The sequence below is a fragment of the Neptuniibacter sp. QD37_6 genome (assembly GCF_047778085.1).
Taxonomy (GTDB): domain Bacteria; phylum Pseudomonadota; class Gammaproteobacteria; order Pseudomonadales; family Balneatricaceae; genus Neptuniibacter.
Map to the genome: position 1 here is coordinate 799,728 of NZ_CP180550.1, position 11,137 is coordinate 810,864.

An 11,137-nucleotide genomic window follows, 5' to 3' on the forward strand; every position below is an offset into this window, starting at 1 on the left:
TCCTTAATCGTTTACCTTAAGTTCTGAAGGCATCTTTATACCACAGCGGCTTCGTTGGTGCTGCATCATATTCATATGCAATGACATCAAAACGGCAATTATTGTTAGAAAACTGTGTTTTATGGCTTAAATAATGCTGTGCTGCTTTAATGATCTTCCGTTGTTTGGTTGCTGTAACTGAGGCTGCAGCGCCGCCATACTTTTTTGAATTGCGATAACGGACTTCGATAAAGACAAGTGTGCGTCGATCTAGCATGATTAGATCGATCTCGCCGAAGCGGCAATGATAATTGCGTTCGACTAGGGTGAGTTTGTTTTTTGAGAGGAATCTTTCGGCGTGTATTTCGGCGTCCTTGCCGGTCTTGTTTCTGTCCATGAATATTATTTACTCAATAATTTGTGGGATGCCGTCTTTATATTTGGCCCAAGTTAGCGTTCTAAAAACAAGGCCGTTGTTATTAATGCTGAGTTGGCCTGTCTCGCCGTTGATCTGGGTGCCAGGAACCGCGCTTAATTGTTTTAGATAGGGGTGGATGCGATAGGCATCAAGACCTAGAGCGTATAAACGACCAAAGCGACTGTTTGTGTCGTTTCGTTGCTGTGAAATAAGGACTTTGTCTTGGGATGGTGGTTTTAGATTCCAAGGGGTGCCAAGGAAAGTTACGTTATTTAGGTCCTGGTCTTGGATCGGGTTGTTGCTGCCACTGAAAACGTGCGAAGTTGCGTAGATCGGTAGATCGCCTGCAAAATTGTAAGCCAGCATAGTATTTAGCTGTCTTGCATCATTTGGTAGTGCAGTGAGAATAATCGCTTCCATATCGTGGCGACGATGTTCTTCAAATTCAATTTTATGGGTATAAACAACTTTTCTTAGGTTCTTGTAGCGCTGTTTACTTTTATCTGTGGATAAAAATTGACTCACATGCTCGGAAAATTCGCTGATATCCCCAAAGTTACTTGAATGAACAACCATGCCGCCTAAGTTTGTGAAGTGCTCTTCAAAAGCCTTGCTAATTTTTTCGCCCCAGCCACTGTTTGGTGTTAATACTGCGGCACGGCGTATGCCGTCTTTCCATGCGCGCTCTGCTATTTGAATGGCTTCATCTTCGGCTGAAAGGCCAAATTGATACATGCCTTCGCGAGCGGGTGAATCGGTGTAGTTTAGGGCGAGTACAGGCACTTGGATATGCTGATCGGCAGCCAAGGTTGTAACATAGTCTTTAGCTAAAGGCCCGATGATCATATCGACTTGTTGCTCATTAATGATTGAAGCCAGCTGAATCGGGGTATTTATCTTTTCAGAGTCCAGAAATAGAAGTTCTGGAGAGGTTTTGCCAGGTTGTTGGCTGCGTAGGTGAGCTATCATAATGCCTTCTTTGATGGCGTTGGCAGGTTTGGCAAATTTGCCTTCAAGCGGCAATAGTACTGCGATTTTTTGAGCTGAGAATGTCTGTGCACCTAGTCCGTCAAGAGATTGAGGTGGTAGCTTTTGGGCTGGGTGAGATTCCCATAATACGGCCCAGTTATTCAGCGCTTGGTTTTGTGTGTCTAGCTGAGTGTTGACGCTTAGCTCGTAAGCTAGCTCTAGCCAGCCCTGCTCATGATAACTATTAGTTCCGCTACGAATGAGCTCGGAGAGCTGGATTGCTTCAATTTTAAGTAGGCTATTCCAGATTTGATCGTGCAGGATTTGCTTTGCTGCGTCCGTGTCGAGCAGTTGGCTTAATCTAATAAGTTCTTTAGCTTCATTAAAGTGTTGCTGTTGTAGCTGGAAGGCTTGGGCACGCAATTCGAGAATTTGAATCTCTTGCTCTGTTGGGAGTTTGAGATCCGATAAACCATTTAATCTATCTAGCTGTTGTAGAGCTTGTTCAGGCTGGTTTTGTTCAAGTGAGGCTTCAGCTTGAAGTTTAGCGATCTCAAAGCGAAGAGATGGGGCTAGGAGGGCAACGTCTATTTGGCTAAGTAAGGAAGCTGCTTCTTGCTTGCGGCCTAGGCCAAGTAGAATCTTCGCGGCGTCTGCGCGATACTGAGCAGATTTAATCGGTTTTGCAGAGTTTGCTTTTTTAAGTAGGCTTTCTACTCGTTGTTGGTCTTGCTCAGCTGCAGTCAGCGTTGGTTTCGTGGATGTTGTGCTAACTGAACAGCCAGAAATAATTGTGCTGATTAAAATTGCTGAAAGAGACAGGCGCCACTGAAATTTCATATACTTCGCAACCCACGTTTTAAGATGGTATCTGTAATGTTAGAACCCGCACTGTACGTTGTAGCAACGCCAATAGGAAATCTGCAGGATATGACACCTCGCGCTATTGAGGTCTTGCAGCAAGTAGAGTTGATAGCTGCTGAGGACACACGTCATAGTGCCCGTTTGATGGCGCATTTCGGTATCAATACCCGCCTTGTTTCCGTCCATGAGCATAACGAACGCCAGCGAATTGAGACGATTGTACACCAGTTGCAATCTGGTGCCAGTGTTGCGCTAATTTCTGATGCGGGAACGCCTCTAATTTCCGACCCTGGATATGTTGTAGTTCAGGGGGTTAGAGAGCAGGGTTTTAAAGTTGTGCCTGTTCCTGGCTGTGTGGCTTTTATTGCTGCGTTGTCTGCGGCGGGTTTGCCTACAGATCGATTTATCTTTGAGGGTTTTTTGCCGCATAAATCGAGCGGACGTAAGCAGCAGCTAAAGGGGTTGGTCGATGAAACGCGAACGCTGATCTTTTATGAGTCTCCGCATCGTATTGTGGCTTCCCTGAAAGATATGCAGTCAGTCTTTGGTGGTGAGCGTGTTGTGGGTATTGCTCGTGAGCTTACTAAAACTTATGAAACGATCCATGTGGATAAGTTGGATGCTGTCATAGAGTGGATGGAAGCTGATGCCAATCAGCAGCGCGGTGAGTTTGTTGTTTTGGTTCACGGTATAGAAAATAAAGGCGCAGCTGAACTGGATGCTAAGGCTCTGGAGGTGCTGGATATTCTTCTTGCAGAGCTGCCAGCGAGTCAGGCAGCTTCTTTGGCAGCAAAAATTACCGGTTTGAAGAAAAAAGTGCTTTATCAGGCGGCTTTAGATCGCTAACTGATTTCGCTTTTGTTAGAATTCGCGTTGAGGAGTTTGCCAGGCAGTCGCTGCCTTCTTTGAAGGTGGAGGAAAGTCCGGGCTCCAAAGGGTAGAGTGCCAGATAACGTCTGGGCGGCGCGAGTCGACGGAAAGTGCAGCAGAAAATATACCGCCTAAGCATCCTCGGATGCCGGTAAGGTTGAAATGGTGCGGTAAGAGCGCACCGCGTGGGTGGTAACACTCCACGGCATGGTAAACCCCACTCGGAGCAAGACCAAATAGGGTTCCTATAGGCGTGACCCGCGCTGGAACCGGGTAGGTTGCTTGAGGTGCATAGTGATATGCATCCCAGATGAATGACTGTCCACGACAGAACCCGGCTTATCGGCAAACTCCTCATTATTCTTTCTTTTCAGGAAGAGCGGTGTCCACTGCTTTTCCTGTAAAGGCCTGATTCACCTAATTCATTGTTTTATATGCAGTCTCTCAATGCTTTGCTTTTGAGAGCTTCTCTCTGTATGCATTTCTCTAATGTTTGATCTCTGATAACCGTCAGTTACGGCGCTTTCAGCCTTGCTTTAGTTGGGGTTACTTTCTATAGTGTGCTCTAGTGGGATAAAGTGGGTAAAAGTGGGTTTTTCTGTAATTTAAGTGGGTTTTGAGAGCCGAAAATGTTTAGAGGCGTTAATCAAATCAATCTGGATGCCAAGGGGCGCATGGCGATTCCGGCACGTTATCGCGAGAAAATCGCGACGTGTTGCGATGGTCAGCTCGTGGCTACGATTGATACTGAAGAGCGCTGTTTACTGCTTTATCCACTGGAAGAATGGGAAGTTATTCAGGAAAAAATTGAAAGCCTGCCTAGCTTTAATCCCGCAGCGCGTCGAATTCAGCGTCTACTGATTGGTCATGCAACTGATCTTGATATGGATGGAAATGGACGATTGCTTTTACCCGCTCCACTTCGAGAGTATGCGGAGCTCGATAAAAAGATTGTGTTGTTGGGGCAAGGGCAGAAGTTTGAAATCTGGAGTGAATCCAGATGGTTGGCTACCCGTGAAGAGTATCTTCAAGAGGTAGAAGGTGGCATGGCAATGCCTGAAGAATTACAAAATTTATCGCTATAGCGGATCGAGTAACGACGAATGAGCCAGGAATTTAAACATATCACAGTGCTGTTAAATGAAGCTGTAGAAGCTTTAGTGCAGGACGCGTCTGGTTTCTATGTCGACGGGACCTTTGGTCGTGGCGGTCATTCTGCATTGGTATTGGATCAATTGGCAGAAGATGGTCAGTTGATGGGAATCGATAAGGATCCAACTGCCATTGCGCATGCACACGAACGTTTTGCAGATGAAGATCGTTTCTCTATAGCGCACGGCAGTTTTGCACAATTGCAAGAATTTGTAACTGAGCGTGGTTTGCAAGGACAGGTTGATGGCATTTTGCTGGATTTGGGTGTGTCTTCACCACAGTTAGATGATGCTTCCCGAGGGTTTAGCTTTCTAAATGATGGTCCGCTGGATATGCGAATGGACACCTCTTCTGGTGAAAGCGCGGCTGATTGGATCGCTCGCGCCGAAGAGAAAGAGATTGCTGATGTGATTTATACCTATGGCGAGGAGCGTTTCTCCCGTCGTATGGCGAAAGCGATTGTGGCTAAGCGTGAAGAAGAGCCAATTACCACGACAGCGCAGCTTTCAAAAATTATTGCTGAAGCCAATCCTGCTTGGGAAAAAGGTAAGAACCCTGCAACACGTGCTTTCCAAGGTATTCGTATCCATATTAATCGTGAATTGGATGATCTGGAAAGCTGTTTGGATCAGGCTTTAGAAATGTTGAAAGTGGGTGGGCGTCTAGTAGTTATTAGCTTCCACTCACTAGAAGATCGGATTGTGAAGCGCTTTATTCGTCAGCATGTTAAAGGCGATGAGCATATTCCACGTGGTATTCCGGTTACAAACGATATGTTGAAAATTCGGTTGAAGAATGTAGGTAAGGCTGTGAAAGCGAGTGCCTCTGAAACCGAAGAGAACGTACGGGCTCGAAGTGCAGTTATGCGAGTGGCTGAAAAGGTCGCTTGATGCTTGGAAGGTTCTGGAAAAATTGGGTTGGCGATCAGGAGGATGAGAAGGGGAATTCATCTGGTCGAGACAATTTTTATAGTGCTGAAGAGTTGCTGAGCCCATTTTTATTGGTGTTTGTGTTGGTTGTGGTGCTTTTGGTGTCGTGCTTGGGCATAGTCATGAGCGCCTTTGAATATCGACAGTTATTTAACCAGCATCAGGAATTGATACAGCAAAGGGATGAGCTTCAAGTTGAGTGGGGACAGCTGCTGCTTGAGCAAAGTGCATGGGCTGCCAATAACCGAGTTGAACAACAAGCAACGAGCGTGTTGGGCATGAAAGTGCCAGACGTTAAACAAATAGAGATCGTGAAACATGAGCGATAACACTGAAGCAGCAGTTGGTAGAGGATGGCGCCTTTGGTTGGTGCTGGTTCTTCTATTGCTCGTTGCAGGTGGGATTACGGCTCGCATGCTTTCGCTTTATGTTGAAGAACAGTCGTTTTTGCAAACCCAGGGTGATGCTCGCTCATTGAGAACGGTTCAGGTACCTGCTCATCGGGGCATCATAACGGATAGGCATGGTGAACCCTTAGCGGTGAGTGCACCGGTCGCGACTATTTGGGCTGATCCGAAAATGACAGATATGCAGCACGATGGTTTGTCAAAACTAGCGGTGCTGCTTAAAACGAACAAAAAGAAACTTCTGGCTAAGTTATCTGAAAATCGCAGTCGTAGATTTTTGTATTTACAGCGTCAAGTTACACCTGAGCTAGCTGAAAAAATTAGAGCTTTGCGTATACCGGGTGTGCATGTTGATCGTGAATATAAGCGTTACTACCCAGCAGCTGAGGTAACAACGCATCTGGTTGGTTTTACCAATTTGGATGGTAAAGGCCAAGAAGGTCTGGAACTGGCTTATGAGGATTGGTTAAAGGCTGACGCCGGTAAGCAGTTGGTTATGAAAGATCGTTTGGGTAGAACGATCAAGCATATTCGCGAAGTTAAGCCGGCGCTGCATGGTAATGATATTCAGCTAAGTATTGATTTAAGGCTGCAATATCTAGCGTATAGAGAATTAAAAGCGTCAGTTGAAGCGCATAAAGCTGATGGCGGGTCGATTGTGATGCTAGATGCATCTACGGGCGAAGTGTTAGCAATGGTTAATCAGCCATCTTACAACCCGAATGATCCAAAACAGAGAATTTCGACGGCATTAAGAAACAGAGCGTTAACCGATACATTTGAGCCGGGTTCGACAGTTAAACCTATGACAGTTGCGGCGGCATTGATGAGTGGTGAATACGAGCCGGAAACAATCGTAAATACCGCGCCTGGTTATATGCGGGTTAAAGGTAAAACGATTCGAGATCATCGTAATTACGGTGAGATAGATATCTCAACCATTATTACGAAATCCAGCAATGTTGGTGTAACCAAGCTGTCGTTAAGCTTACCTGAAGGTTCGGTACGTAATCTGTATCACAATTTAGGCTTAGGGCAGGCAACGGGGATCGGCTTTCCGGGCGAAAGTACGGGTTATCTGCCTTATCTGAATTCGAGACAGCAAGTAGAGCGTGCGACGCTTTCCTATGGTTATGGTTTATCGGTAACGCCATTGCAGCTAGCCCAGTCATATTTGGCGTTGGCTAATGATGGTGTCGTGAGCCCTGTGAGTCTGATTCGCCAAAACGAAGCAGGCAAACCTGTTCGAGTTATGCCTGCTGATGTGGCGGTTGATGTCCGTGAAATGATGGAAACTGTGATTAGCGTTAAAGGCACGGGTCGTAGAGCTGCTGTTCAGGGGTATCGAGTGGCAGGAAAAACAGGCACGGTGCATAAGGTTGGCCGCGGTGGATATATCGATGATCAGTATATATCTACATTTGCAGGTTTGGCGCCGGTAAGTGATCCGCGCTTAGTAACAGTAGTGATGATTGATAACCCTAAAGGCCAGGAATATTACGGTGGTGAGGTAGCAGCTCCGGTTTTTTCAAGAGCGGTAGGTGGAGCTTTGCGTTTGATGAATATCCCACCGGATAATTGGCCAGAAGTGAATAAGCAGGTTGCTCAGCGTTGAATGAGGTGACTATGTTGGAAATCAGTAGAACATTGAAAGAGATTGCGCCGGAGTGGGTTGATGAAACTTACGCCGGCTTTGTCGTATCTGCTATTTCGCAAGATAGCCGCACGGTTACGCCCGGCACTCTGTTTATTGCTCGATCCGGTATCCAGCATCGTGGTGTTGATTTCGTTGAAGCGGCTGAAAAAAGTGGTGCAGTAGCGGTTTTGTTGGATCGTCGTGAAATTGATGACTGTCCTTCGCTTGGTATTCCTGTGATTGCTGTGCCTGATTTAGTTAGTCAGATTGGCCCTGTAGCAGCAAATTTTTATGGCCACCCAAGCCGTCATCTGAATGTGATTGGCATTACGGGGACTAACGGTAAGACCTCTTGTGCGCATTTTGTTGCTCAGGCGATGAATGCGATAGGCACGAAAACCGCGATTGTTGGAACCATTGGAAATGGTTTCCCGGGTCAGTTAAAGCAGGCAACTCATACAACCCCAGATGCTGTAGGCTTGCAGCGTTTGTTTGCTGAATTACGCGCAGCAGGTGCTGAAAGCGTAGTGATGGAAGTCTCTAGCCATGCTTTACAGCAGGGCAGAGTTGCTGGGGTTGAATTTGATTATGCCGCATTCACCAACTTAAGCCGTGATCATCTGGATTACCACGGTTCTATGGCTTCTTACGGCGCTGCTAAAGCAAGATTGTTTAAACGCTTTGATTTAAAAGTTTCTGTTATCAACAGTGATGATGCTTTTGGTCAAACGCTGTTAGCTGATGACGAAGTTAAAGGTAAAAAAGTAGCGGTTGGGCGTGCACAAGGCGATTATCTGATTGCAGCATACCGTTTAGCTTTACACGGTATCGAAGCGGAGCTGAAAACGGCGCAAGGCAACTTTGCTTTCGCTAGTAAAATTATCGGCGAATTTAATCTGGATAATCTGCTTCTCGTAGCAGCTTTGCTCTCCGAGCAAGGGTTTAGCCGAGAGCAGGTTATGCACGGGCTTTCGAAATTAGATGCAGTGCCAGGGCGAATGCAGGCATTGGTCACTGCGGATAAGCCGTTGGTAATTATTGATTATGCGCATACGCCAGATGCTCTAGAGAAAGCAATCCAAGCTGTTAGAGCTCATACGTCAGGGCGTTTGTGGTGCGTATTTGGTTGTGGTGGAGACCGCGATACAGGTAAACGAGAACTAATGGGCAATATTGCAGACCGATTTGCAGATCGGTTGGTTGTAACTAGCGATAACCCAAGAACCGAACAGCCAGATAGCATTATTGAGATGATCGAGAGCGGTATTCATGATCATCAGGCGGATGTTGAAGCGGATCGTGCAGAAGCGATCAGAATGGCGATCAATGCTGCTTCACCAGAAGATGTCGTATTGATCGCAGGTAAAGGTCACGAAAATTATCAAGAGATTGCTGGTACACGTTACCCGTTTAGTGATGTTGATGTGAGTAAGTCAGTTTTAGGGGTGGCGGTATGATTGGTCAGTGGTTTTTGCAGCAGTTACAGCAAGCTTTTGGCGGGCAGATAACGGCTGATACTGAATTTGCAGGTGTCAGTACGGACACACGTACTATTAAGCAGGGCGATCTATTCGTAGCTCTGGTTGGTCCTAATTTTGATGGTCATCAGTTTATAGAACAGGCACTTGAAAAAGGCGCGGTCGCTGCGGTTGTTTCTCGATCTATGCCCGAAGTACAAGCGCCATTGTGGCAAGTTGAAGATACGCGTATTGCTTTGGGGAACATTGCGCAAGCGAATCGTCAGCGCTTTGATGGCACTGTTTACGCAGTGACAGGCAGTAGCGGTAAAACGACAGTTAAAGAGATGCTATTTGCAATTCTGTCTCAGAATAATCAGGTATTGGCTACTAAAGGTAATCTTAATAACGACATCGGCGTACCACTAACGCTGTTCGAATTGAGTGATCAGCATCAAATTGCTGTGATTGAACAGGGTGCAAGTGCCGGTGGTGAAATTGCTTATACGACGGCAATCTCTCTACCTGATGTTGCGATTTTGAATAACGCGATGGGTGCTCATCTGGAAGGGTTTGGCTCTCTACAAGGCGTAGTCGAAGCGAAATCTGAGATCTTTTCGCAGTTAGATGAAACTCAAGGCACGGCTGTTATCAACCTAGATGATCCGCATACAGAGTATTGGTTAAATCAAAACCAAGGAAAGCCGCAGAGCAACTTCTCTTTTAGCTCCGAGAAAGCTGCTGTCTATGCGTCGGACTTGAAACCATCTAGCAATGGCTGTTTTTCTTTTGTTTTGCGCAGAGGCTCTGAGTCTCAAACGGTTCAGCTGCAGGTGATGGGGCAGCATAACGTTGCGAATGCCCTAGCTGCGGCAGCTGCTGTTAGCGCTAAAGGAATGTCGTTAGCGGAAATTTGCAGCGGTTTAGAATCCTTCACTGCAGTATCTGGACGTATGCGTTGCTTGTCGACAGCGTCTGGTGCTCAAGTGATTGATGATAGTTATAACGCCAATCCTGGTTCGGTAAATGCAGCTGTGGATCTGCTGGTTAGCTTGCCGGGTAAATCAGTTTTGGTTTTAGGGGATATGGCTGAGTTAGGGGCGGATGCCGCTGATCAGCATGCACAGGTAGGTTGTCGGGCAGCGCAGAAGGGGGTTAGTTGTTTCTATGCAACTGGCGTGCTGTCCCGGCACTCTGTTTCAGCGTATAACGCTGCAGCAGATGGGCAGGGAATGCATTTTGAAACACGTGAAGAATTAACAACTGCATTGAAAGAGTTAGCTGGTCAGAATACCAATATTCTGATTAAAGGCTCGAGAAGTGCAGCGATGGATCAGGTCGTGAAGAACCTGACTGAAGGGGAATAGAAGGCAATGCTACCACTGCTGGCAGAATTTTTATCGGAATATTACAGCGGCTTTGCTGTATTTCAGTACCTAACCCTGCGTGGGATTTTGGGTGTATTAACAGCATTGTTGATAGCTTTGTGGGTCGGCCCTCATATGATCAACAAACTACGTAGTAATCAGATTGGTCAAGCGGTACGAGATGATGGTCCTCAGACGCATTTGAGCAAAGCAGGTACACCAACAATGGGTGGTGCTTTGATCCTAGTTGCAATTGCGATTAGTACCCTTTTGTGGAGTGATCTGACTAACCCTTATGTGTGGATTACGTTGGGCGTGACGCTTATTTTTGGTGCAGTGGGCTGGGTCGATGATTATCGTAAAGTGGTTGAGAAAAACCCACGAGGGTTGCCTGCTAAATGGAAGTATCTGTGGCAGTCAGTAGGTGGTATGGGTGCGGCAGTATTACTCTATGGCATGGCTTCCACACCTGTTGAAACAGAACTTCTGATTCCATTCCTGAAAGATGTGTCGATCGATCTCGGTATCTTCTTTATCGTCTTTACCTACTTTGTAATTGTCGGTAGCTCTAATGCGGTAAACCTTACTGACGGTTTAGATGGTCTAGCTATTTTGCCAACCGTAATGGTAGCTGGAGCATTAGGTGTATTTGCATATCTGTCCGGTAACATCAATTTTGCTGAATATCTATTGATCCCTTACGTACCGGGTTCTGGTGAGCTAATTATATTCTGCGGTGCCATGGTTGGTGCTGGTCTTGGTTTCTTGTGGTTTAACACTTATCCAGCTCAAGTGTTTATGGGTGATGTCGGTGCCTTGTCTTTGGGTGCTGCGCTTGGTGTTATTGCCGTTATCGTCCGTCAGGAATTTGTACTGTTCATTATGGGCGGTGTGTTTGTAGCTGAAACCGTGTCCGTAATTTTGCAGGTGGCATCGTTTAAATTAACAGGTCGCCGTATCTTCCGGATGGCGCCTTTGCATCACCATTTTGAATTGAAAGGTTGGCCAGAGCCTCGAGTAATTGTCCGTTTCTGGATCATCACAGTAGTTTTGGTGCTAATTGGTTTGGCATCTCTGAAAATTCGTTAA

General features: G+C 46.3%; 10 protein-coding genes and 1 other RNA gene. 9 read left to right on the forward strand and 2 right to left on the reverse strand.

Annotated features, from left to right (window positions below; genetic code table 11):
- Positions 1 to 16: 16 nt before the first annotated feature.
- Positions 17 to 376, reverse strand: coding sequence for a YraN family protein (locus ACMXYO_RS03575; protein WP_415887095.1), 360 nt, complete (start codon positions 374 to 376; stop codon positions 17 to 19).
- Between the two features lie 9 nt (positions 377 to 385).
- On the reverse strand, positions 386 to 2,206 hold the full coding sequence (locus ACMXYO_RS03580; RefSeq protein ID WP_415887096.1) for a penicillin-binding protein activator: 1,821 nt from the start codon (positions 2,204 to 2,206) through the stop codon (positions 386 to 388).
- A gap of 36 nt (positions 2,207 to 2,242) precedes the next feature.
- Here ACMXYO_RS03580 and rsmI point away from each other — a divergent pair, with 36 nt between their 5' ends.
- The 9 genes from rsmI to mraY all read left to right on the forward strand — a co-directional run bounded on the left by rsmI (position 2,243) and on the right by mraY (position 11,137).
- Positions 2,243 to 3,076: a 16S rRNA (cytidine(1402)-2'-O)-methyltransferase gene (gene rsmI / locus ACMXYO_RS03585; RefSeq protein ID WP_415887097.1), complete on the forward strand. Its 834-nt coding sequence runs from the start codon at positions 2,243 to 2,245 to the stop codon at positions 3,074 to 3,076.
- 31 nt (positions 3,077 to 3,107) lie between these two features.
- An RNA gene (rnpB, locus tag ACMXYO_RS03590) (RNase P RNA component class A) lies at positions 3,108 to 3,458 on the forward strand.
- 271 nt (positions 3,459 to 3,729) lie between these two features.
- Entirely contained in the window at positions 3,730 to 4,185 is a 456-nt protein-coding gene (gene mraZ / locus ACMXYO_RS03595; RefSeq protein WP_415883635.1) for a division/cell wall cluster transcriptional repressor MraZ, read from the forward strand.
- Between the two features lie 18 nt (positions 4,186 to 4,203).
- Positions 4,204 to 5,142, forward strand: coding sequence for a 16S rRNA (cytosine(1402)-N(4))-methyltransferase RsmH (gene rsmH, locus ACMXYO_RS03600; RefSeq protein WP_415887098.1), 939 nt, complete (start codon positions 4,204 to 4,206; stop codon positions 5,140 to 5,142).
- Positions 5,142 to 5,510 carry a cell division protein FtsL gene (gene ftsL / locus ACMXYO_RS03605; RefSeq protein ID WP_415887099.1) on the forward strand — a complete coding sequence of 123 codons (369 nt, stop codon included), beginning with the start codon at positions 5,142 to 5,144 and terminating at the stop codon, positions 5,508 to 5,510. The genes rsmH and ftsL overlap by 1 nt, the downstream gene beginning before the upstream one ends.
- A complete protein-coding gene (locus ACMXYO_RS03610; protein ID WP_415887101.1) occupies positions 5,500 to 7,203 on the forward strand; it encodes a peptidoglycan D,D-transpeptidase FtsI family protein in 1,704 nt (567 codons plus the stop codon). Before ftsL ends, ACMXYO_RS03610 begins: the two co-directional genes overlap by 11 nt.
- A gap of 11 nt (positions 7,204 to 7,214) precedes the next feature.
- Entirely contained in the window at positions 7,215 to 8,681 is a 1,467-nt protein-coding gene (locus ACMXYO_RS03615) for a UDP-N-acetylmuramoyl-L-alanyl-D-glutamate--2,6-diaminopimelate ligase (protein ID WP_415887102.1), read from the forward strand.
- Entirely contained in the window at positions 8,678 to 10,048 is a 1,371-nt protein-coding gene (locus ACMXYO_RS03620; protein WP_415887103.1) for a UDP-N-acetylmuramoyl-tripeptide--D-alanyl-D-alanine ligase, read from the forward strand. The genes ACMXYO_RS03615 and ACMXYO_RS03620 overlap by 4 nt, the downstream gene beginning before the upstream one ends.
- A gap of 6 nt (positions 10,049 to 10,054) precedes the next feature.
- On the forward strand, positions 10,055 to 11,137 hold the full coding sequence (mraY, locus tag ACMXYO_RS03625; protein ID WP_415887104.1) for a phospho-N-acetylmuramoyl-pentapeptide-transferase: 1,083 nt from the start codon (positions 10,055 to 10,057) through the stop codon (positions 11,135 to 11,137).

Coding starts and splice junctions, on each gene's coding strand:
- ACMXYO_RS03575 (WP_415887095.1), bottom strand. CDS start 376: ATGGACAGAAACAAGACCGGCAAGGACGCCGAAATACACGCCGAAAGA.
- ACMXYO_RS03580 (WP_415887096.1), bottom strand. CDS start 2,206: ATGAAATTTCAGTGGCGCCTGTCTCTTTCAGCAATTTTAATCAGCACA.
- rsmI (WP_415887097.1), top strand. CDS start 2,243: ATGTTAGAACCCGCACTGTACGTTGTAGCAACGCCAATAGGAAATCTG.
- mraZ (WP_415883635.1), top strand. CDS start 3,730: ATGTTTAGAGGCGTTAATCAAATCAATCTGGATGCCAAGGGGCGCATG.
- rsmH (WP_415887098.1), top strand. CDS start 4,204: ATGAGCCAGGAATTTAAACATATCACAGTGCTGTTAAATGAAGCTGTA.
- ftsL (WP_415887099.1), top strand. CDS start 5,142: ATGCTTGGAAGGTTCTGGAAAAATTGGGTTGGCGATCAGGAGGATGAG.
- ACMXYO_RS03610 (WP_415887101.1), top strand. CDS start 5,500: ATGAGCGATAACACTGAAGCAGCAGTTGGTAGAGGATGGCGCCTTTGG.
- ACMXYO_RS03615 (WP_415887102.1), top strand. CDS start 7,215: ATGTTGGAAATCAGTAGAACATTGAAAGAGATTGCGCCGGAGTGGGTT.
- ACMXYO_RS03620 (WP_415887103.1), top strand. CDS start 8,678: ATGATTGGTCAGTGGTTTTTGCAGCAGTTACAGCAAGCTTTTGGCGGG.
- mraY (WP_415887104.1), top strand. CDS start 10,055: ATGCTACCACTGCTGGCAGAATTTTTATCGGAATATTACAGCGGCTTT.